The sequence below is a fragment of the Paenibacillus sp. J31P13 genome (assembly GCF_056269295.1).
Genome location: NZ_JBWDNR010000010.1, coordinates 38030 through 59908 on the forward strand (window position 1 = coordinate 38030; position 21879 = coordinate 59908).

The 21879-nt window shown below is 40.3% G+C and carries 18 protein-coding genes and 1 pseudogene; 7 read left to right on the forward strand and 12 right to left on the reverse strand.

Annotation, left to right across the window (positions count from 1 at the left end):
• Nucleotides 1-282: 282 nt before the first annotated feature.
• Complete coding sequence (locus AC0YOD_RS24340; protein WP_475801930.1) at nt 283-771, forward strand: DUF2798 domain-containing protein; 489 nt, start codon at nt 283-285, stop codon at nt 769-771.
• 140 nt (nt 772-911) lie between these two features.
• Here AC0YOD_RS24340 and AC0YOD_RS24345 read toward each other — a convergent pair whose 3' ends face one another.
• Together AC0YOD_RS24345 and AC0YOD_RS24350 are read right to left on the reverse strand one after the other, a co-directional pair.
• Nucleotides 912-1946 carry an alpha/beta fold hydrolase gene (locus AC0YOD_RS24345; protein WP_475801931.1) on the reverse strand — a complete coding sequence of 345 codons (1035 nt, stop codon included), beginning with the start codon at nt 1944-1946 and terminating at the stop codon, nt 912-914.
• 49 nt (nt 1947-1995) lie between these two features.
• Nucleotides 1996-2433 (reverse strand): annotated as a pseudogene (locus AC0YOD_RS24350) (ATP-binding cassette domain-containing protein); the annotation flags it as partial.
• A 185-nt stretch (nt 2434-2618) separates the two neighbouring features.
• Here AC0YOD_RS24350 and AC0YOD_RS24355 point away from each other — a divergent pair.
• On the forward strand, nt 2619-4340 hold the full coding sequence (locus AC0YOD_RS24355; RefSeq protein WP_475801932.1) for a cellulase family glycosylhydrolase: 1722 nt from the start codon (nt 2619-2621) through the stop codon (nt 4338-4340).
• Nucleotides 4341-4414: 74 nt separating this feature from the next.
• Here AC0YOD_RS24355 and AC0YOD_RS24360 read toward each other — a convergent pair whose 3' ends face one another.
• The 3 genes from AC0YOD_RS24360 to AC0YOD_RS24370 form a co-directional block, all read right to left on the reverse strand.
• Entirely contained in the window at nt 4415-5992 is a 1578-nt protein-coding gene (locus AC0YOD_RS24360) for an RCC1 domain-containing protein (RefSeq protein ID WP_475801933.1), read from the reverse strand.
• Between the two features lie 168 nt (nt 5993-6160).
• A complete protein-coding gene (locus AC0YOD_RS24365; RefSeq protein ID WP_475801934.1) occupies nt 6161-6526 on the reverse strand; it encodes a hypothetical protein in 366 nt (121 codons plus the stop codon).
• Between the two features lie 52 nt (nt 6527-6578).
• Nucleotides 6579-9263: a family 78 glycoside hydrolase catalytic domain gene (locus AC0YOD_RS24370; protein WP_475801935.1), complete on the reverse strand. Its 2685-nt coding sequence runs from the start codon at nt 9261-9263 to the stop codon at nt 6579-6581.
• Nucleotides 9264-9434: 171 nt separating this feature from the next.
• On the opposite strand from AC0YOD_RS24370, the gene AC0YOD_RS24375 reads away from it, so the two are divergent.
• Nucleotides 9435-10319 carry a helix-turn-helix domain-containing protein gene (locus AC0YOD_RS24375; protein WP_475801936.1) on the forward strand — a complete coding sequence of 295 codons (885 nt, stop codon included), beginning with the start codon at nt 9435-9437 and terminating at the stop codon, nt 10317-10319.
• Between the two features lie 73 nt (nt 10320-10392).
• Here AC0YOD_RS24375 and AC0YOD_RS24380 read toward each other — a convergent pair whose 3' ends face one another.
• Nucleotides 10393-11280: an AraC family transcriptional regulator gene (locus AC0YOD_RS24380; protein ID WP_475801937.1), complete on the reverse strand. Its 888-nt coding sequence runs from the start codon at nt 11278-11280 to the stop codon at nt 10393-10395.
• Nucleotides 11281-11498: 218 nt separating this feature from the next.
• On the opposite strand from AC0YOD_RS24380, the gene AC0YOD_RS24385 reads away from it, so the two are divergent.
• Entirely contained in the window at nt 11499-12146 is a 648-nt protein-coding gene (locus AC0YOD_RS24385; RefSeq protein WP_475801938.1) for a transmembrane-type terpene cyclase, read from the forward strand.
• Between the two features lie 86 nt (nt 12147-12232).
• On the opposite strand, the gene AC0YOD_RS24390 is transcribed toward AC0YOD_RS24385, so the two are convergent.
• From AC0YOD_RS24390 to AC0YOD_RS24405, 4 genes are all read right to left on the reverse strand, one after another.
• Nucleotides 12233-12859, reverse strand: coding sequence for a hypothetical protein (locus AC0YOD_RS24390; protein ID WP_475801939.1), 627 nt, complete (start codon nt 12857-12859; stop codon nt 12233-12235).
• 14 nt (nt 12860-12873) lie between these two features.
• A complete protein-coding gene (locus AC0YOD_RS24395) occupies nt 12874-13821 on the reverse strand; it encodes an SDR family NAD(P)-dependent oxidoreductase (RefSeq protein WP_475801940.1) in 948 nt (315 codons plus the stop codon).
• A 190-nt stretch (nt 13822-14011) separates the two neighbouring features.
• Nucleotides 14012-15334 carry an MATE family efflux transporter gene (locus tag AC0YOD_RS24400; protein ID WP_475801941.1) on the reverse strand — a complete coding sequence of 441 codons (1323 nt, stop codon included), beginning with the start codon at nt 15332-15334 and terminating at the stop codon, nt 14012-14014.
• A 215-nt stretch (nt 15335-15549) separates the two neighbouring features.
• Nucleotides 15550-16257, reverse strand: a complete 708-nt coding sequence (locus AC0YOD_RS24405; protein WP_475801942.1) for a MarR family transcriptional regulator — start codon at nt 16255-16257, stop codon at nt 15550-15552.
• A 159-nt stretch (nt 16258-16416) separates the two neighbouring features.
• On the opposite strand from AC0YOD_RS24405, the gene AC0YOD_RS24410 reads away from it, so the two are divergent.
• Together AC0YOD_RS24410 and AC0YOD_RS24415 are read left to right on the forward strand one after the other, a co-directional pair.
• Entirely contained in the window at nt 16417-17034 is a 618-nt protein-coding gene (locus AC0YOD_RS24410) for an NAD(P)H-dependent oxidoreductase (RefSeq protein WP_475801943.1), read from the forward strand.
• A 146-nt stretch (nt 17035-17180) separates the two neighbouring features.
• Nucleotides 17181-17627: an Lrp/AsnC family transcriptional regulator gene (locus tag AC0YOD_RS24415; RefSeq protein ID WP_475801944.1), complete on the forward strand. Its 447-nt coding sequence runs from the start codon at nt 17181-17183 to the stop codon at nt 17625-17627.
• A gap of 69 nt (nt 17628-17696) precedes the next feature.
• Here the strand turns inward: AC0YOD_RS24415 and AC0YOD_RS24420 are convergent, their stop codons facing one another.
• The gene (locus tag AC0YOD_RS24420; protein ID WP_475801945.1) at nt 17697-19247 is read right to left on the reverse strand and encodes an acetamidase/formamidase family protein; all 1551 of its coding nucleotides are present in this window, start codon (nt 19245-19247) and stop codon (nt 17697-17699) included.
• Between the two features lie 703 nt (nt 19248-19950).
• Nucleotides 19951-20946, reverse strand: a complete 996-nt coding sequence (locus AC0YOD_RS24425; protein WP_475801946.1) for a cell wall hydrolase — start codon at nt 20944-20946, stop codon at nt 19951-19953.
• 336 nt (nt 20947-21282) lie between these two features.
• On the opposite strand from AC0YOD_RS24425, the gene AC0YOD_RS24430 reads away from it, so the two are divergent.
• Entirely contained in the window at nt 21283-21726 is a 444-nt protein-coding gene (locus AC0YOD_RS24430; RefSeq protein ID WP_475801947.1) for a flavodoxin domain-containing protein, read from the forward strand.
• Nucleotides 21727-21879: the final 153 nt, after the last annotated feature.

Below are 21879 nucleotides of genomic sequence, written 5' to 3' on the forward strand. Positions count from 1 at the left end.
GCAATGAGTTCTTACTGCACTTACAATCTATGCATTTACTAATATTTACATCTATTAATTAGTTTAGCATGATGATTTTGAAGAGAACAATATCGCTAACTCACCATTTATGATAGTTATCCATGGTCTTTGCTTTGTGGAATACATGATCTGAGTATCAACAATGATTGATCAAATAAAACAGAAAAACACTAACCTTCAAATTGTTCACAAAGTGTTCACTTATGCGGAGGTTTTCTCTATCGATATAATAACAAAGGTAATCAGAGAGGATGATGAAAGTTGCCAGCAACTAAAAAAGAAGATTTTTATTTTGGCTTAATGATGTGCTTAGGGATGGTCATATTCATGACTTTGTATAATCTATATACAAATGACTTGTTCGGAACGATATCCTTAAAAGTAATGATTTTTCAATTTATTTTATGTTTTATCATTGCTGCCTTATTGGAAATATTTATTGTCGGTCCAGTGGCAAAGAAAGTCGCTTTTTCATTACCCTATGACAAATCTAAGAAGGTATTTGTCATTCTATCCCTTTCACTTTGCATGGTAATTGGAATGGTTCTTTGTATGTCCGTTTACGGATTAGGGACTTCTGCATATTTTAACGGTCTTAGTGGAGATTCATTATTTGAAAGCTACTTATCCTTAGTTTTTAAAAATTTTATTTTCGCTCTCCCTCTACAGCTCATCATTGTGGGACCTACAGTTCGTTTTTTATTTGTTAAATTCGTAAAAGATAAAAAAGTTCCGTTACCTGTAAGCTAAAAATTCATTCAACTGATTGAGTAAGCTAGCAAAGCAACCGCCATCAACTAACTGGCGGTTGCTTTTTTACCCGATACAACATTAAGATTTTACTAGCCAATAATAAAAAAAACTCCAAACCGCTGATGGGCTTGAAGCTCCTACTGACTCCAGATAGTATTCAACCATTGTGCAAATCGCTCTTTTTCCTCAAACTGCGGATAATGAGCTGATTTCTCAAAAACGACAAACTCTTTTACTGGCGCATCCAGCCTATCATAGTATTCTCTCGCCGCGTTTACGGAGGTCATATAATCATATTGTCCCATAACAAAATAAACGGGAATTTCTACTTTATCAACCATGCTTGTAATCGGATTATCCGATTCTTCTTTTAATAAATTTTCCTGTGTTATCGAAATCCCTTTTAAATAGCGGATGACATCTAGTAAATTATACTCTGGATGAAAGAGAAAGCCGGTGTAATAATCCATGTTATCATCTATTAATCTTGCTGCTCCGCCATATTTTCTTATCATAGCTCTAGGCGTATACGTTTCCCCTTGTTCAATCGGACCACGAAGCAGTTCAAGCTGCTCCGCATCTTTTAAATTACCGGCAAGTTTTGCTTGTTCTATAGCGTAATTCAAGCTGTCCGTTTCGCTTTTCACATGATCCGCAACCTGCCCAATACCAATGTAAGCAGCAAATTTATCAGGCGCTTTCGCAGCTGCCCTCATCCCGATGTATGTCCCGTAAGAATGCCCAATCAGCAGCACTTTCTTTTGTCCAAATCGCTCCGTAATATAATCTGTTAATGCCAACAAATCATCTACTAGCAGGTCGGATGAAAGATTCGAATAGTCCTCAAAAAAATGATAGGATTTCCCGCTTCCACGTTGATCATAATGCACGATTGTAAAATTTTTCTCAAGCAAATCTTGATACTTGGTCACATAAGGAATTTCAGAACTCCCTGGTCCGCCATGTACAAAAATCACAATCGGATTACGCTGATCCACACCTCTTATCATCACTTCATGTCCTGTGCCATTTATATCGACCTGTTCTAAAGAACTAATGTTGTTGTCGCCATCAATTGAAGGTGTCCATGTGGGAAATATCAAGCCTGCTATTACTAGCAATAGAATGGCTGCACTACTTATCTTGGCTATCTTACTTATTCTTCTTTTCAATAGTCTGCTCCTTGGATCTAGTTTCAACACACGTAGAAGACGAACCCTGTTTCACTGCGACCATCACGTCATGCGTAACTAATAAAACGGTCGTTCCTGATTGATTAATGTCCGCTAAAATTCCCATGATTTCACCAGCAGATTTGGAATTGCGTGCACCTGTTGGTTCATCACCAAAAATAATGTCAGGATTATTAATTAATGCCCTGCATATAGCTACTCTTTGCAATTGACCACCTGACGCTTGTGAGATGTCATTGTTCATAAGTTCCGCAGTACCTGCTCTCTCCATTCATTCAATAGCCCTGTTATTCACTTTTTTACGAGTGCTTTTTTTCGCAAAGTAAGCGGATAGGATGATATTATCAAAAACACATAAATTTTTCAAAAGATTATTGTAAAGCAGCGTTGATTTACCCGATCCGGAAGGACCCCTGACGGCTATAAATTCACCTTTCTTAATTTGTAAATGAATATTATTCAATACTTGCTGTTCATTTTTGGAACCAACTACATGTGTTTATGGAAAATAGTTTTTGTATATGATTTTCACACTAATTAGTACGGTATTTACGATAGGAATTCTATGTTAATTTTATAGAAAGCGCTTGCAGTTATTTTTGTTACTGCTTTTACTTTTCAACTACAATTTATTTAACTAAGGAGAATCCAATGACTATTCGAATCAACAAAGCTTTCCTATCTCTAACCATTGTCACAGCACTTCTACTCTCGTTGTTTTCATCCGTTGCTCTTGCAGCCGGCAAGGATGAGCAGCAAGTTAAAGCAGTGCCCAAAACGAAGATTCAATCCTATGTAGACGACATGCAGCCTGGGTGGAATCTCGGTAATACATTAGACGCGACTGGTGATGATGAGACATCATGGGGCAATCCGCGTGTAACGAAAGAGCTTATTAGCAAAATCGCCAAACAAGGCTATAAAAGCATTCGTATTCCTATCACATGGGATCAGCATATGGGCGAAGCACCCAGCTACGACATTGATAAAGCTTATCTCGACCGCGTAGAAGAGGTGGTAGGCTGGGCGCTGGATGCTAAGCTCTATGTGATGATTAACATCCACCACGACTCGTGGTTATGGGTAAGCCAAATGGAGAAGAAGCATGATGAAGTTCTGGCGCGTTTTAATGCAGCTTGGACCCAAATTGCTGATCGCTTCAAGAATAAATCGGATAAGCTCATGTTCGAGAGCATCAATGAGCCTCGTTTCACTGATGGAGGCAGCACAGATGAAGCGAAGATGGAAGAAATGCTGGCTGAGCTCAACACTTCCTTCCACAAAATTGTAAGAAACTCTGGTGGGAAAAATGGGGAGCGACCGTTGGTTCTGCCTTCCTTAGAAACAACGCCTTCACAAACTAGAATGAATGCGCTTTATCATACGATTACAGCTCTGAACGATCCAAATCTAATCGCAACCGTCCATTATTATGGCTACTGGCCATTTAGCGTAAACATTGCCGGTTACACCACATTTGAAAAAGATACAAAAAAAGATATCTCGGAAACTTTCGATCATGTATACAACACATTTATTGCTAAAGGTATTCCGGTTATCTTAGGCGAATTTGGTCTACTTGGCTTCGATAAGAATACGGGCGTCATTGAGCAAGGTGAGAAGCTGAAGTACTTCGAGTATCTAACCCATTACTTAAAAGAGAAAAAAATCGCAACTATGCTGTGGGATAATGGTCAGCATTTTAATCGCAAGACTTATACATGGTCAGATTCAGAGCTTCATAGCATGCTGATGTCCGGTTTAAAGCAGCGTTCAGCGACTCTAGAAAACGACCTGATCTACGTTAAAAAAGGGGTGAAAACGAAAGATACGAAAGTTAAACTAAACCTGAACGGCAATAAATTTGCCACGATTAGCGCTTTCGGAAAATATTTGAAAGCAGGTACAGACTATAGCCTTAATGGCGATGTTCTGACGCTCAAAGCCAGCCTGCTTACTAAACTCACTGCTTCCAATAAATACGGTGAAAATGCAGTATTGACGCTCAAATTCAACAAAGGTGTTGCATGGAAACTCAAGGTCATGCTAATTGATACAGCGAAATTAAGCAGTACAAAAGGAGCCACTGATTCCTTTGCTATCCCAACCTCCTTTAACGGTAACCAACTTGCTACGATGGAGGCTGTCTATGCTGCAGGCGGTAATGCAGGTCCACAAGACTGGACTTCATTCAAAGAATTCGGCTATGCCTTCATGCCTTCTTATGACACCAAAGAAATTAAGCTGCTTCCCGATTTCTTTAAGGATGTCAAGGACGGTGAGGTGGTATTGAAGTTCCACTTCTGGAACGGTGATATCATTACGTATACAATTACGAAGAACGGAACGAATGTAGTAGGTAAAGCCTCATAATCAATAAAAAAGCGTTCTCTAGAGGAGTCTCTGGAAAACGCTTTTTTGATGTTATATGTCTGCTTCAAGCTATATTATTTGTTAGAATCCGCTGTTGTGGTAATACTGATCACATTTAATTTCAAATCAAAAGTGACATCGGCTTTTATCATAGCCGCAATATCTCTAAGCTTAAAATAATTGCTCCCGTCAATATTATAGGGAATCATTTTAATCTCTTTATCATCGAAATAAACTTTTGAATTCGTCATTACAGCTTCTTTTGTGATTTGTTTTTCTGATTTTACTGGTTTTGCAGCAGGCTGCGCATCCCCCGTCTTGGATGTTAACTTAATCGCATTCGCTGCATTGTCAAAGCCAACCTCAAAGCCTTTATTCGTACCGCTGAGTGCTTCAGCAATGTCGCGGAGCTTAAAGTAATTACTGCCTGCAATATTATAGGAATCCAAAAACATTTCCTGACCGTTAACAACAAGCTTCGAGGATGTCGGCTCTGCTGTCCGCATCGTTAATTTATTCATATATCCATCTAGCAAATTGAGATTTTTATTATTTTCATCATTATTTTTATTATGTCTAGACACATAGACTCTCCCGTCCTTCTTGGCGAAGAGCATATTAATGATATTGTCATTTCCTTTACCAATCATATCCCAATCCTTATCATTAGATATACGCATAATTTTGGGATTCTCACGATCCCGTTCATAGAGATTTTCACTAAATGAATTTAATATATTTTCTACACCAAACCCCCATAGCGATCCGTCCTCTTTTATAGCAAAACTATAAACCCCTGAAGCAGATATATCTTTCCACTTCCCGCTGCTTATTTTCGTTAACAAGGCACCGCCGCTATTCTCTTTCGCACCTAATTGACCATAGTAATTCGATCCCCAACCCCATAATGATCCATCATTCTTAATTACTAATGTATGCAAATTCCCAACAGATATTTTTTTGTAGTCGAGATTATCGAATATTTTAGTCGGTTTATTTATCGTTTCTTTATTCGTTTTTATATTTAACCTCTTCTCACTTGTTGCTCCCCATGCCCAAACGCTTTTGTCTTTTTTTATCGCCATCATAGAGTATGAGCTGACATACACTTCTTTCCAATCCTTTGCGCTGGTTATTTGTGTAGGTACGCTTCGATTGGTGAGCGTCCCATCACCCAGTTCCCCAGATGTATTTAATCCCCAAGTCCACAGTGAGCCATCATCGGCAATTGCAGCAACTGAGCCGTAGTTCGCAGATACTTTACTCCACTTCTTATTTTTTCCAATTTGAGAAAGCTTGGAGTAGTTAAACTTGTTTGTTTTCGTTCCATTTCCTAATTGTCCAACATCATTGAATCCGGCAGACCACATCGTCCCATCCTGTTTAATGGCATAAATGGTAGAATCTCCTACCGCTACATCCTTCCATTTTGTATCCTTAGCTTGAATAAGAAAACCCTCTTTATCTAAAGGCTCAAGATAGCAATTATTGATTACCAGCTTGCCGCTTTGCATCAAAAATACGTGGCACTGATTTCCATTAACTATTTTTTTAATTGAATCTCCTGTTTTTGCCCATGATGATGAAGCGAAGGATCCCGTTCCTAAAATAAGTACCAGCGAAAATAACAGCCATTTTTTGATTTTCTGCATAATGCCCTCCTGTTTGATTGTAAAATTAATAGGTATCATCCATGGATTATTCTACAAAATACAAAATAATCCTTTATTCGACAACCCCCTTCTTTCTTTCCTAACCATAGAACAAAAAAAAGCCTCCAATTTATGGAGGCAAAACAGAATCAAACTATCGCTTTTCGTTTAGAATTCCAGCTTATTAAAATCAGCAAAATCAGCACTGTTAAGATTTTTTTGACAAGCCTGACATACACTTTTATAAGCAAAGGATTCCGTTCTATCCAGAATTAAGTAATGAAATTGCTCCTCTAATGATTTTATATAAAAATCATCAATCGTCCCCGCACATTGCTCACAGGTTACGGGCCATTCATCATAATCATCCCACTTTTGATTTTTATGAGCAAGATAAGCATGATCAAATGCATTGAAACCTTCTTCACCACATCGAACACATGTCATTAAAGCTCCGCTTTCATTTGGCTCCCCAAATGTAAAATGTCCGCAAGAGGCACAGGTAAATACACCAACTAATTTTAAACTACTCATTATGAGTCCCTGTCTCCCTTGATGTCATTGTAATAGCTACTGTTATTTTATACTATACGCTTGATTTTGCAAGAACCGCTTTATAAGTAAAGGAATAGGTTCCTGATCCAATCATACATGCTACATTTCCTTCTGTAGAGGTCGCTAAGGTCTCTAGTCCTTCAATCTCATTCCATACAGCTCCATCCACTGCTACTTCTGAAGATGCTGTCGCTCCTGGAAGTCGAATTTCTGCTCGCGTATTAGACGGAATCGTAACTGCTAGCGATATCTCCCCATTCTCCAGCTTCTCCCATTTGGAGCTAACCAATCCATACATCGTCTTAAGCTGTCCTTCTGCCCAAGTAAGTCCTTCTCCAAGCTGTGGAGCAATTAAAATATGCTTATAGCCTGGCGCTTCTTCAACCGTTTGAATGCCTGCTACCGTTCTGTACATCCAATCACCGATAGCGCCATAGGCATAATGATTATAGGAGTTCATATTAACATCCCAGAAGCTGCCGTCTTCCTTAATGCCATCCCAATGCTCCCAAATCGTTGTCGCGCCTTTCGTCACTGGATAGAGCCAAGACGGATATGTTTGTTGCAAAAGCAGCTTATAGGCATCATCGTTAAGACCATTTTGAGTAAGGACATGGTTCAAATAAGGGGTGCCGACAAAACCAGTCGTTAAGTGGAATTTGTTTTGCTCTAGCAGCTCATGCAGCTTATCTACAGCCCGCTTCTCTGCTAAGCTATCTAATAAACCAAACATTAATGCCAGAACATGAGCGGTTTGCGTAGGCACTGCTAGCTTGCCCGCAGGCGTGACAAATTCCGCTTGAAATGCGGAACGAATCTTGCCATAGAGCAAACGATACGCTTCCGCATCCTCATGTTTGTTCAGTACCTTTGCTGTCTTCTCCATAATCGACACAGAATACGCATAGAATGCAGTAGCAATGAAATCCCGATCCGTTGCCCCGACATAATCTCCTGGTTTCGCATCGAGCCCTAACCAATCTCCGAAATGAAAGCCGGTATTCCACAGAAATTCATTGTCTCCTTGGCTTCTTATATAGGACACCCATGCCTTCATACTTTCATATTGCTCTTCCAATATACGTATGTCGCCATAGCAGATATAGAGCGTCCAAGGACAAATAACGGCGGCATCTCCCCATGCAGCAGAAGACTTGTCATTTTCGCCCAACACATGCGGAACGACAAAGGGAACTCCTCCATCCTCCCCCTGATCTGACTCTACATCTCGCAACCATTTGGTGAAGAAGGGAGCGGCATTGGAGAGGTAGGAGGCTGTTTGAATGAACATTTGCGCGTCGCCCGTCCAGCCTAACCGCTCATCCCGCTGTGGGCAATCGGTTGGTACATCTAGAAAATTCCCTTTAAGACCCCATTTAATATTATGCTGCAGCTGATTAACGAGCGGATCAGAACAGTGGAACGTCCCTGTCTCCTCCATGTCAGAGTGAAGGACGATACCTGTAAAATCACTCAGCTCTAACGGATTCGCGAAGCCTATGACTCGCACATAGCGAAAGCCTTGAAAAGTGAATTTCGGTTCAAATGTTTCCTTTTCTCCGCCTTTCAGAATATATTTAATCGTCTGCTTCGCTTTTCGTAGGTTATCTGTGTAGAAATTCCCTTCTTGATCCAGCACCTCTGCATGAAGCAAAGTTACTTCTGTTCCCGCGTCCCCCTCTACGGAGAATCGAACCCAGCCCACCATGTTTTGTCCAAAATCAATAACCGTTTCACCCTTTGGCGTTGTTAGCAGTGCAATCGGTTTTAAGTGCTCTTGTTTTCGGACGGGCTCATTGATTTGGGGCTTTAAAATCTGCTTAGCTTGATCTATAGTCTCCACGCTGATCCAGCTGCTATCATTGTAAAGAGCTGTATCCCAACCTCTTTGCTCCAAACGTGCGTCATAGGTTTCCCCATGATAGATTTCCGACATAAGTATGGGGCTTAGAGCGGCCTTCCACGTATCATCCGATAGGATAGTCTCGAATTCGCCATTGTCATATTCGATTTGTATTTGAACCAACAAAGCTAGTCGATCACCGTATATACATTTCTTGTCATCCCATGCCAGATTGCCTTTATACCATCCATTACCGAGTAAAGCGCCAACTACATTTTCACCAGCATGTAAAAATGCTGTAATATCGTACGTTTGCGTCTGAAGCGTATGCGTATAGCTGGTCCAGCCTGGTGTAAAGTAGCTATCACCAACTCTTTCTCCATTAAGCACAAGCTCGTAAAGTCCCAAAGCGGTCGCGTATAAACGAGCTTCCTTTACTCTGCGTTTAAGAACAAAAGGCTTCCGCAGCATTGGGCTCGTTTCCGAAGATATAGGCACCAACTGCAAAGGAGCACTGATCCATTCTCCTCTCCATTCCTCAGCTGTCAAAACTCCCATTTCCCAGAATGCTGCTTCTGACCATGGGGATGCGTCATCCCTCTGATTCCATGCACGCACCCTGTAATAATAACGTTTACATGATTCTGCTGTGAATGCCTCCAGCTCGACATGAACGGACTGATCCGACATGACCTTGCCCGATTCCCAAATCATATTCTCAAAAGAAAGCTCTCTCGCAACCTCAATTTGATAGCCCTTTTGACTGACTGCCCTATCATCTGATTGCAACTGCCAGCTAATTCGCGGCTTCGTTACACCTATTCCAATTGGATTAACCTGATACTCGCATCGTAATGCAATGACCTCAAACATCCATGATTCCTCCTCTAAAAACTTTATTCTTTCGTGTTCGCTTCACATATAGCCGTAGTTACCTCTATAATTATAAGAAAATGCATCTCATATATTACTGGCAATACGGACTTCAGCATGAGGTAATACGGACATTTAAGTGGTAATGCGAGGCAGTCAGGAGTGTGTGGAATGAATCGTCCCATTGAAACGCTGCGCGGGGAGTTCTTTTTCCAAAAGGATTTGCAGCTATATGTCAATCGCTTCACGGAAAACTTTTCGAGTCCCTATCATAATCATGATTTCTTTGAATTCGCTTATGTCGCTGAAGGCTCAGGCTTTCATCATATTGGTGAGGAAGTACGCAAGGTACAAAAAGGCCAGCTGTTCTTCCTTCCAATCGGTCTTTCACATGTATTTCGGCCAACCTCTACAAATCTAAATCAATATCCCCTACATGTTTTTAATTGTGTCTTTTCACCATTGCTGCTGCAAAAAATGCAAGCGTTCGCTTCCGATATTAATTTGATACAGTTCATGAATGAAATGGAATGCGGCAAGCTTCCCTATTTCTCTTGTCTCGATTCCAATGACCAGTTCGACAAGCTCTTCCGAGCCATGCATCTCGAATATAACCTTAAACAAGCTGGATCTACCGACTATATGTACGCCTTGCTGCTTCAACTGCTTATTGTTCTTCAACGTTCAGTCGTTCAAGCAGTCCCAGCGCCTGCCCCAAAGCAAGCTGCTTTCATTGAACTTTTGCATTATATGGATAATCATTATCATCAGGAGCTCACGCTTGCATGGCTTGCCGAGATAAGTCGCTGGAGTGAACGTCATCTTCAGCGCTTATTTCATCAACATACCGGTCAGAGCTTTAATCGTTATCTGCAAAATATGCGTATTCTAAAAAGCCAGGAGCTGCTGCGCAACTCACAATCCAAGATCAGTACGATCGCTGAAATGGTGGGCTACAAGGATATTCATACTTTTAATCGCCTATTCAAGCGTTGTATAGGCGTGACACCTAGCACCTATCGGAAAGAAGCCATGACAGTGCCTCATCTTCAATAAATCCCCCCTTAAAAATAAAAAAATGGAATAACCATAGGGTTATTCCATCATATACTCCTTGCTCAAATACTACTTATACCTTAGGTACGACTCGTATCCATATTTCACAAAAGCAATGTTCATCTTTACCATCATATATTTCTAACTCAAAGTCATCGACTTTATTATATAAAGCTGTTGGCAACCATTCTGTATAGAGTCTCTTCGTCAACTCTTGAATGACCGTACTCGTTTCCGCTTGCGAATGCTCCCTTGTTCTAAAGATAGCCCAAGTTGATGCTGGAACATCCAGCACTGTATAGCCTTCCGCATTGCAATGATCTGTCATGTAATTGAATAACATATATCGAAAGGAACTATCCATCCTGCCTTCATTACTCCAGCATAGAGCGTTAATTGAACCTGGCTCACCTTTCCCGTCCTTTTGTGATGACAAGGCAAGCTTCTCTAATCTCCCATCCTGCTCGCAGTCGATCCAAAATTGCGGTATCGCAATTAAATTTTCGTCTTGCTCCGCTGTAAATACTTGATCGATTCCATAAACGGTGAAAGCTTCCTTCTTAATGATCCTGTAATCCATAGCTATACCTCCACGAATTGAGATGTGAAAAGAGAGCCTGGGATACGCTTTTAGCATGACTCCTTCTCCGCGCGCCAAGGTCGGCGTAAGGCCATGCAGCGCATGAAAAGCACGTGCGAACGCTTCTGGAGATTCGTAACCGTATTTTAATGCAATATCAATTATTTTAGCTCCGCTATGCTGAATATCGAAAGCGGCCATTGTTAATCTGCGGCGTCGAATATATTCTGCCAGCGGGATATCCGTAATAATCGAAAAAACCTTTTGGAAATGATAGACGGAGCATAAAGCCAGTTGTGCCGCCAGCTGATTGTCTATAACACCGTCAAGATTCTCCTCTATATAATCCAGTGCTCGATTCATCCTCTCCAGCCAATCCACATATCCCCCTCCTTTCATCTTTATCTTAAGGTTTACAGCTTTCGGGTGCCGTGCAATTCTTGCCTGCTGCTGCAAGGCTCCCCTAATGTTCAAACACAGACTTGAGGATTTGAATATGAGATCCAATGGTCTATTAGCATTATATCTTTCATATATATAGACAAGCTATTTTCATGCTGTAGATAAGTAAATCTTCGAAATGGATGTGATTACGGCTTATGGAGCACTCATTACCGCTTATATTAATCTATATTCTCCTGTTTGGAGTAGCTATTTTCTGGACTATCGTCTATATTCTCGTCATTTATAAAGGATTTAAGGATCAGTCCTGTGGAATGCCCTTGGCATCTATATGTGCAAACATTACTTGGGAGTTTCTATTTACTTTTTTCATTCCGTTCCATCCGCTTCAGCAAGTCGTAACGCTGATATGGTTTTTATTAGACTGCATCATACTGCTTCAATATTTCTACTATTCCAAAGGCTTATATCCCAAAGAAATACTACGTGCTTCCGTATTCGCCTTGCTCCTTATCGCTTTCACGCTTCATTATAGTATGTCGATCGAATTTCATGATAAAATGGGCATTTATTCAGCCTTTGGCATCAATCTAATGATGTCGATTCTGTTCATAAAGATGCTCTTTACCAAGGAGCTTCAAGGACAATCTCTCTCTATCGCTTATTTTAAAATGATAGGCACGCTGTTCGCATCGATCCTCTGCTATTCGCTATATCCGCTTTCCATTCTATTAACAGTCATGTATATCATGATCTTTTTGCTGGATATTCTGTACATCCTGATGGTGTATAGTAAATCAATTAAAACCGTTCACAAGATGACTAACTTAAATAAAACAATGTAATAGTAGAAACAGATGCATAAATCATAGAATAGGGAATGTCTCACAAGATCAAATGATCTGAGAGGCAGTCCCATTGTTTGAGCTATTTATTTGGAAAGGATTTTGTAAATTTTTTTGATTCTCTTCGACTGGGCTTCCGTAAGATCAGGTTCTCTTTGATTAAGCACATTGACGTAGGACGGTTTGTTGTCGTCCGTGACAGCGATCAAGGTGCTCTCCGCATGCTGGGGAACTTCTTTGGATCTGCAGGTTTCTAAGTGCTGAAGTAAAAAAGGGAAAATACGTTCATTATTGGAGCGATCCACAGATGCCAGCTTCGCCAGCGTTAGTATGCCTTGATCCACTGTTATGACAGAGCCTTCTTTAATCGTGGAAAACAATGTTTCTAAATGATCCATTATTGCAGAAGATGAGATCTCAGCAATAGCCGATAACGCTGTAAATGCTCCCCAAACCATTCGATTATCACGGCTTTTCAGTAAGCTGATAAAGATTGACACATGCGGACTGATCAGCTCTGGTTTTCGTGCACCAATCTCATATGCAACTTTGATACAGTCATGCTGTATCTTTTTATTCTTATTCATTAAATTCTCAATAACTTCTTGTACGCCGCCTATCTGATTATCGTCGATCAATTGTTGAGCCAATTCTATATTAGGCTGCTCGTCCTTGTGGTTCTGCTGCGAAGCTAGTTGATTCAATATCGTCATTGGAACCCCTCTTTTCAAAATTTCAAGTTCTTCGTCAACTCCGTGCTTACTAACCATACTTTTTCAATATTTTCACAATCACTCGCGTATTTGGGGTAACTTCCTGAGCCGAATATATTTTTCAATTGTGCAAATCCCTTTTCACTGACAGATGGCAGAACCACTTCTCTTTTATGATTAATGAGCTGGCCTGTCACATCACGAAATTCTTCCGAGGTACAAATATGAAAATAACTATCTGCCATGCCGGTTGGCAGCGGATTGGTCAGATTTTGAGCCCAAGCAAGCACTTTCCAGAAAGAACGCATTTTTTTTATGGTTTCCTTTGAAAGTTTGACACGGTTAATTTGAAGAGCATTAACCTTTATCCCTCGGCTCTTTAATTCCTCTGCCATTTTGAAGGTTAAGATCAATAGGGCCATTTTCGAATCCCCATACATCTTATATACATTATAACGACGCGTAGTTCGGAATTCACCACGTAAATTATCGAAGTCGATTGCTCTTTTCGGGTCGAAGAAGTTCTTTATATTAGTAGTGCAAGCATTAAGAATTCTTGGATCTTGTGATTTTTCAAGATGATCTGCTAATAATTTAGTCATTAAAAAGGGGCCAAAAGTATTCGTAGCAAATGATAATTCGATGTGTTCGGGGCTTAGCTTATATTCCTTTTCGCCGTGACTTAGATAAGCTGCATTATGGATCAGGATGTCCAAACGCGGGTATTTCGCTTTAAATGCTGAGCAAAAGGCGTGAATGGAATGAAAAGAAGAAATATCTAACTCCATTAGGTCCACTTTAGCATGGTTTGAAGCTTCTATTATCTCTTTTTGTACGGCTTTACTTATATCCATATTGCGGCATGCCATGACTACATGATATCCTTCATTCGCAAATCGATAAGCCGCCGCTTTACCAATCCCCGAATTTGCTCCTGTAATCATCACGATCTTATCAACCATACGGAACCTCCCATTTTTCAACCTGATTTCTGCTTTCCTGCTCCTCCCAAAAGAATGAAGCTCGTCAATATGGCATAGTCAAATAGGCTGGCGGGAATGAATAGTATAATTTTACTATTTAAGAACAAAAATGAGAACCCATTCACTTGAAAGCGAAAGGATTCTCATTTAAGATGTTTTCCATACCATTCTATATGAGCTTATGTCTGTACCATTTATCCCCTTTAAACCGCCATGCAAAAACCAATCCGCGTATGCCCCATTCTGCGACCATAGCCAGCCATACACCCATTAGCCCAAATTGAAGGGTAATGCCGAGAATATAACCGAGAATAATTCGGAACAGCCACATGGAAAGCAGCGATGAGACTGAAGTGAATTTGGAATCTCCGGCTGCGCGCAATGCCGATGGCATAATAAAGCTCAATGACCATAGGAAAGGTTGAACAATCGATATCAGCAAAATTAGCGAAAATATTGTCGGGACAATTTCTTTCGGCGGAGCGTACATACTAACGAGCATAGGGAAAAATGGCAATATGATAGCCGTTATTAGCACGAAAAACAGCGTGGATAGTCCCATAAAGGATTTTATAAACTTCCTTGCATCCTTAATGTTCCCTCCGCCCATAGATTGTCCGACTACCGTTACAACGGCAACGCTAAGTGCAGTTCCTCCGATTTGAAATAGCATCGATAAGGAGTTGCTGATCGCATTGACCGTTATCGCCAGCGTCCCTAATTGTACGATAAACGTCTGGGTTAATAATTTTCCTCCATTAAAAAACATCTGCTCTGCTGCAAAAGGAACACCGATGAACATAATCTTCTTTAATATCGAAAAATTAACTCGCAATGCATTGCTTATTTTAAAACGTAGGGTCTGATTATATTTCAACAAATAGATGAGTGAAGCTGTCATTCCCAATACTCTTGCTAGAATCAAAGAAATCGACAACCCAACGACACCCATATCAAACGCTTTAATAAGCACAATGTTCAAAATAAAATAAGATAGATTCAAAATTAACGATAAGAGCAGACAAGCCTTGGTCTCCGCAACACCCCTTAATACACCCGTCACCGCTTGGTAAATGGCAATAAACGGATAAGAAATACAACTCCCTATCAGAAAAATTTTTGCATTGCGGAATACATCCGCATCCGCATTTCCAAACAGAAGATTCAAAGCCGATGTATGAAATAGAATAACGAACACACTAATTACTATGGATACAATGGCCACAGCAGAAATCGCTTGCGATGCAGCCTTGGATACCATCTCATTGTTTCCATTACCTTTGTATTGCGCCACAATAACTGTACCGCCTGTCGCAACAGCAACAAACAGATTAATAATGAACATATTGATTGAATCTACCATACTCACAGCACTGACCGCTGCAACACCAGAAGAGCTAATCATCGCTGTATTCATCAAGCTCATCAAAACAATGAAAGCTGAATCCACAAATATCGGAATGATAATAGCGAAAATTTGCTTATAATCCATGGAGCTGCCTGTGAAATATTTGTTTAGTAAAAAAACGCTCTTTTGCCGAATAACTGATCCATACTTATGCAACGCATCATCACATCTTTTCTTGAACTCAGTAGTGAATATCTCTGATTGTTGGCCTGCTACGCATTATTATACCACTGCTCACATGAGTACAAGGTTTTCTCGCTGCTTCTTATTAAAAATAACTACCCCGTAAATGCTTCTCTTCAATCAAAAAACGCGACTTGAATTAATTTCTTCGCTTTATTCAGATTCCGCTCATCTAATTGTTGAAGCATATTAAGAATTTCACTTACAGTTAATAGCTCTTGAGGTACTTGATCCAAGCTTGTTGTTCCGGTCTGACTTTCATCATCTTTTTTAGGCTCTTCTGTAAAAGTATCCATCTGAACCCATGACGCTTCTGAAGTATCTCTCATGCACTGAACAAGAAACTGCATCTGATCTAGGTCATACCTGCTCAGGAAATGCCGCACATTCTGTTCAATATGAAGATGCAATTGCTTATGTAATTTAAAAACTTGTTGTCCTAATAAGGTTAAACGAAACAATACCTCTTTTTTATTGTCTTGAAGGTTTTCAGACTGAACCATCTGTTGCTCTACCAGTTTACGTGTGATCTTCGAGACGCTGCCTCTTGGAATGCCGAATTGCTTTGAAATTGTTATACCGTTTACCGGCTCTAACTCACCAATGGCATCTAGCACATGAAGCATGATGACTGTGGATTCCTTTAGGAAATCAACAATTTTAGCATCATTGGCTTTTGAAATCATCCAGCTCCTTTCTTCATCTTCACCTTCCGATTGAAATCGTTTTTGTAAATTTGCGACTTGCCGCATCATGTCCTGAAGCAAAAATTCTTTTTCTATGTTTTCTGACGTATTTGATTCAATTTTCGAAGAACGGGTCACCGCTATTCCTCCTTTATACAACCTGAACTCAGTATAACAATTAATCACGATGAAATAAATATTCTCAAAAACAATATTGACAACAAGGAAACAAAAAAAGTATTATTGTTTCAAAGATACTATATTGATTCATAATAAACATAATGGAAATGATTGGTTATGAACTGTGTGATCGTTTTTGATCATCCTTACGGAGCTTCTGCATCTGAGAATACACCTCACCGAAGAAGCTACTCTGCAGCCCTTCTAGCCGCTGTCACAAGAGGACTCATTACAAAAGGTCACAGTATTGATTTAATCGATTTGCATGCAGATGAATTCAACCCTGTCTTATCAGCTTCCGATCTAGCTTCATGGAGACAAAAGCAGACGAATGATCCACTCGCCGCTAATTATCAGCAACGACTCATCGCAGCGGATCATATCATTTTTATATTTCCGATATGGTGGGAGTCTATGCCCGCACTTACAAAAGGCTTCTTAGACAAAGTATTTGTAAAAGGAGTTCTCTATGATGAACCTAAACCAGGACGTCCGTTTGTCAGCCTTCTTCCAAACATAAAGGGGGTTTCTTTATTGACTGTTATGAGCACGCCCAACTTTGTGTATAAGTGGATATTCGGAAATCCGATTACAAAAATATTGTTTCGAGGCACTTTTCGTAAAATGGGGATTCACAAGCTCAAATGGTATAATTACACCGGTATGGAATCTCGCAGTTTGGAGAGACGACAACATTTTTTATTAAAAACAGAACGCATCTTTTCTAGTCTGTAACCCCAATCTATCTCGTTAATGCAGACTGAGCACCCCATCTCAACGCTTCCAGATTGCATCCATTATCACAACTACTTTGAAGCGCCACTAGGCGCTTTCTCTTTTTTTCTGTTACAATTACGGAAAAAAGAGGAGAGGGAAACCGCATGCTTGATTCTATCGATAACCATATTTTGAAGCGGCTTGCTCAGAACAGTAGAATATCTTATACCGATTTGGCTAAGGAAGTCGGATTGTCTGGCGTCGCGGTGAAGGAACGCATCGATCGGCTCGTCAATCAAGGCATTATCGAACAATTCTCGATTGTCATCAGCGCTGAAAAACTCGGAAAGAAAATTTCCGCCTATCTGGAGCTTGAGGTGGAGCCCGCCCATTTGAATAACATCGTCGAAGTATTAAAAGAAAATGAACGCGTAGCCGTGCTGTATGAAATGACGGGGCCTTGCATTCTTCACATACATATCCTCGTAGAGGATCTTGAAGAGATGGAACGTTTTATGCATGAATCCATTTACTCGCTTGATGGACTCGTTCGCGTCGAGAATCAAATTCTATTGAAGCGTCACAAAAATCAGGATGGCTTAAATATATAAAAGAAGAACCGTCTGCGGAGGACGGTTCTTCTTCTTTTCTTATCATTATCTAATAATTGCAGACTTGCCTTACTTGGTCTTCGATAGTTTAGCTTTATAGAAGCTTAAGAAATATTCACTAACCTCAGCTTTCTCATTTACCAGTTGAACCGGTGCGACAAGCTTTACTTTCTCCCCGTTATATATTCCGGTTGTCTCTCCAGCCTTTAACTCAAGTGTGTTGCCGCTGTAACTAAGGATTATCGTTTGAGTCGCTTTACTCCAACCAACCTTCGCGCCGAAGCTTTCAAAACCGCTTCGAAGACCTACTGGCTTTCGCTCTGCGTCTCCGAACTGCCCTTTGTCAATCAAGGCATGCACGCCCCAGTTGCCGTCTACCACCTGTGTTATTCCAAAATCGACCGACACTGACATAAGTGAATATGCTTCATCCTCGTTCAAATCCATTCCAGCCATTAGAAAATCTCTTGTTTTATACGCTGCATCCTTCATTGCTTTATCGATGGATGAGTTTTTGTAAATCTCTGTCTGTGCATTTGCTCCAAGCTCCTGCAAGTGGTTCGCATAGCTGAATCCGTGAACAACCCATTCATTTTCATTCTCCAGCAACGGGAAATCCAAGTCTTTCAGCTTCTTGTTCAGCGAAGCCTTCTTATGCAGGATAACTTGAATATCACCGGTTACGGATGTCTCAATGGCTGTTCCATTAATCTCCGAATCGCCTTGCCCAGCATGCGGGTCCCCTACCGATAGGAGCGCACCCGGTACAGACACAGGATAATACATTGTCGCGCCCTCAGTAATTCTCCAATCATCGATATTACCGCCATAATAAGAAGGGGGAACGGAATCGACGATATCCGCTTCTTTTGGAGCAACACCCATCGTGCCGAAATGAAGACGAACCGGAATTTTCACACCCTTCAGCACATCAAAATTCGGCTCTATTGCCTCATGATCCACGATAACACCTGGATAGTCTATCGTCGGATGCACTTTTCCATCTGGATCTGTTTGCGGCGTCCACTTGAAGCTGTAAAGAGCTTTTGCGTAATCCGTTACACCTTCCGAATCCATCTCATAGATCGTTACAACCTCGCGTTTTTTTGGCTCTTCCACCATGTCACCGTATAAATAGCCCCAATTGGCTGCTGCATTAACGCCATATGTTTTACCAGCGTACTTCACATTGCCGTTTGGCCGCAGCTTCATGTCCAAAATTTTCACTTCCAGCACATCGCCTGGCTCCGCGCCTTCCACGGCTATCGGCCCTGTCATAATATGTACACCTGGTCCGCGGAGCGCCTCATTCTTCTCTACTTCATTCCAGTGAAAAATATCCTCTACCCCGGCATCACCTTTTATCATCCGTTCATAATCATCACCTGAATGATGCGTGATCGCCTCTACCGTTACGATATCTCCAGAATTAACCGTTAAAGCCGGGTCACCTTTACCAATATTACCCCATCGAACATTTTCAGAATTTGCTGCCAAAATATGTGTCTTCGGCTTATCTCCCTTCTCGGTTGCGTCAGCATAAACAACATGAGCTGCCGAATTCAGAACTAAAAATGCCGATAACACAACACTTACCTTCCATGAAATTCTATTCTTCATACCTAAAACTCCCTTTCATTCAATTTATGTTAGATTATCTAACATAGAGTTGTTTTTGAGTATAGCAGAAGGATCGGAGATTAACAATATAAATTTTTAGACGAATATCAGTTTAATTTATTAATGAAAATAATTAATTTACTTAACATTATTAAATGATCATTGAATTAAGACAGCTTAGAGCTTGATCCTGCTCGATCCACTTACAAGAAGACTGAGAATAAACACTACTCGCAACGCAACATAAAAACCCTAAACACTTCTGTGTTTAAGGGCTTTTTGCTTTCATTTATGTAATCTAGAGGAACCTCTATCTCCTGCTTAAATACGTACTCTCTTTTTTGATTCTAATAAGCTGACGATTAGACTATATCAATCCGAGCTCACGAGCGCGTGCAACAGCTTCAGTTCGCCTGTGAACGTATATGACCAGTTCGCGTGCGCTCAATGGCTCGATAAGGGGCTGAACAAAGGGGAGAGGAGGCAGAGATACTCCCTCTACTCTCTTCTGCTCAGCTTGAAAAGCCTATAACCGTTTACTTACATAATCCTGAATGATGCCATGAATAATCGTCCAGCCATCGAAATACCTTCTTCGACAAATATACGGATAAGCTAACTGGTTCGTCAATTGCAGCAAAAACACCCGTCCATTCTCTATTAAAAAAAGCTCGCTATAGCTGTTAGGCTATAGCGAGCTTTCCTATTTCGCAAAACTATGCGTTCCAATCGTCGTAATGACATCTAGGCTGGACCAGAATAATCCTTGGGAAATATCAGGATTGAAGAAATAGACCGCGTTCTCGACATTATTTTTCCCGTTCAAAGCATCTTTGGCAGCACGTAATACACTAGCGTTAGGTTTGCTCTTATCAAGAAGACCGTTATGAGCTGGAGGGAACTGCTTCCCTGAATAAATAACGTCACGGATCGAATCCGGGAATTTTGAATCCTTCACTCTGTTTAATATCACGTTGGCTATGGCGAGCTGCCCTTGATAAGTTTCAGATCCCGCTTCAACCATCGTAATCTTGGCAAGCAGCATGAAATCCAAATCCGTGAACGGTTTAGCTGGTTTATCAAAAACGGAAGGAATAACCACTTTAAGCTTAGTCCCCGTTTTAATAATATCCTTGCTAGTAAGTCCATTTCGCTTCAAGAGCTCCGACTTGCTGCTTCCAACTTTCTTGCTGATCGCATCCAAACTATTCTCATCCGATATTACAGCCGGCTGCACCTTTACTAAATCAACAATACCTGATTCTGTATTCAATAGTATGTTTGCATGAAGCATTTCCGATATTTGACGTAGAGGAACGTATAGCCTTCCGTCCGTTATGAACGGAACCTCATCCAAGATGTACCGGTCATCATTGAAATATACAACTGGCACTCTATCTCCAAGCACAATTTTATCATTTAATGCTGTATGTATCGTTACTTCCTCATTGTCATCATCCCAAGTTGACTTCGCACCCAGTAGTTTAGCTACGTGAACTGCTGGCACATACATTCTTCCGTTTCGTATAAAAGCAGGATCAGTCATCTTCACAATCTTGCCATCAAGTTTAATGGTTACTTCCTCCACTGTTGCCGCTTCCGCCGCGGATACGAAAGACATTGGCGCGATACAAAGTAGAAATAATGCTAGAATCATTGCGATAAAAAGACTTCTAACCAGCTTACCTTCTCTGATCATACTTACCTCCCAGCGCATCATGTTGGATTAATATCCCAACATTCTTCTTCTGGGCAAAATTATAACACAGCTAATTGACACTGTAGGATTAACATTTTCACAGAATTAATATTCACACACACATTAGACTGGAAAAAAGCTGAAAATAGTAAAGAAATCCGCAATAAAAAAGTCTAAGTTGATCTTGTTCAACCTTGACAATTGTTATAGCTCCTTTTAAAATAAAATTATCTCGTCCATCGAGATAATTGCGTTCGGAGAATCTTTAATCGTTAGGATTATTGGAGCTCTTTCAGTCAAAATGGTTACTAATTAATTGGCAAAGGGTGAGAAACAATGGCCGTACTCATTTTATATGCAACAAAATCAGGCGCTTCAGAACAATGTGCAAAAATACTATCTGAAGAGCTTTCCGATAGTACGATTTGCAATATAGCTATCAACAAGCCAAATATTGAGGAATTTGATCATATTATTTTAGGTGCTGGAGTAAGAGATGGAAAAATCTATAAACCGATTCGTGATTTCATCAAAAAAAATCAAAGCGAATTATTAAAAAAGCGAATGGGTTACTTTATTTGTAACGAAAAGCCGAAGAAAACGGAAGAAATAATAGAGCAAAACATACCTGATGATTTAAAAAAAGCAGCTGTTTGTATGGATTCATTTGGCGGTTATAAGGCATATGCTGCACCGGATAAAGATTCTGATCAATTAAAGGGAATTTTTGTTCAAAGAATAAAAACATTTTCCGAACAATTTAAAGAGGTAACAAAATAAATGCATCTGAGAAAACCATGTCCATTGGGCATGGTTTTCTGCTTTATAAAAAATTTGAAAATCCGACTCTAACATTCATCATTTTCACAATCTGGACGCATATATGATGAAATAGTGAAAAATAATAAATTACACAATTGCTGTGTTAGAATA

What these genes read in the sequence shown, in the direction of transcription:
- AC0YOD_RS24355 (WP_475801932.1), top strand. Translation starts at nt 2,619, where the DNA reads ATGACTATTCGAATCAACAAAGCTTTCCTATCTCTAACCATTGTCACA.
- AC0YOD_RS24360 (WP_475801933.1), bottom strand. Translation starts at nt 5,992, where the DNA reads ATGCAGAAAATCAAAAAATGGCTGTTATTTTCGCTGGTACTTATTTTA.
- AC0YOD_RS24365 (WP_475801934.1), bottom strand. Translation starts at nt 6,526, where the DNA reads ATGAGTAGTTTAAAATTAGTTGGTGTATTTACCTGTGCCTCTTGCGGA.
- AC0YOD_RS24370 (WP_475801935.1), bottom strand. Translation starts at nt 9,263, where the DNA reads ATGTTTGAGGTCATTGCATTACGATGCGAGTATCAGGTTAATCCAATT.
- AC0YOD_RS24375 (WP_475801936.1), top strand. Translation starts at nt 9,435, where the DNA reads ATGAATCGTCCCATTGAAACGCTGCGCGGGGAGTTCTTTTTCCAAAAG.
- AC0YOD_RS24385 (WP_475801938.1), top strand. Translation starts at nt 11,499, where the DNA reads ATGGAGCACTCATTACCGCTTATATTAATCTATATTCTCCTGTTTGGA.
- AC0YOD_RS24390 (WP_475801939.1), bottom strand. Translation starts at nt 12,859, where the DNA reads ATGACGATATTGAATCAACTAGCTTCGCAGCAGAACCACAAGGACGAG.
- AC0YOD_RS24395 (WP_475801940.1), bottom strand. Translation starts at nt 13,821, where the DNA reads ATGGTTGATAAGATCGTGATGATTACAGGAGCAAATTCGGGGATTGGT.
- AC0YOD_RS24400 (WP_475801941.1), bottom strand. Translation starts at nt 15,334, where the DNA reads ATGGATTATAAGCAAATTTTCGCTATTATCATTCCGATATTTGTGGAT.
- AC0YOD_RS24410 (WP_475801943.1), top strand. Translation starts at nt 16,417, where the DNA reads ATGAACTGTGTGATCGTTTTTGATCATCCTTACGGAGCTTCTGCATCT.
- AC0YOD_RS24415 (WP_475801944.1), top strand. Translation starts at nt 17,181, where the DNA reads ATGCTTGATTCTATCGATAACCATATTTTGAAGCGGCTTGCTCAGAAC.
- AC0YOD_RS24420 (WP_475801945.1), bottom strand. Translation starts at nt 19,247, where the DNA reads ATGAAGAATAGAATTTCATGGAAGGTAAGTGTTGTGTTATCGGCATTT.
- AC0YOD_RS24425 (WP_475801946.1), bottom strand. Translation starts at nt 20,946, where the DNA reads ATGATCAGAGAAGGTAAGCTGGTTAGAAGTCTTTTTATCGCAATGATT.
- AC0YOD_RS24430 (WP_475801947.1), top strand. Translation starts at nt 21,283, where the DNA reads ATGGCCGTACTCATTTTATATGCAACAAAATCAGGCGCTTCAGAACAA.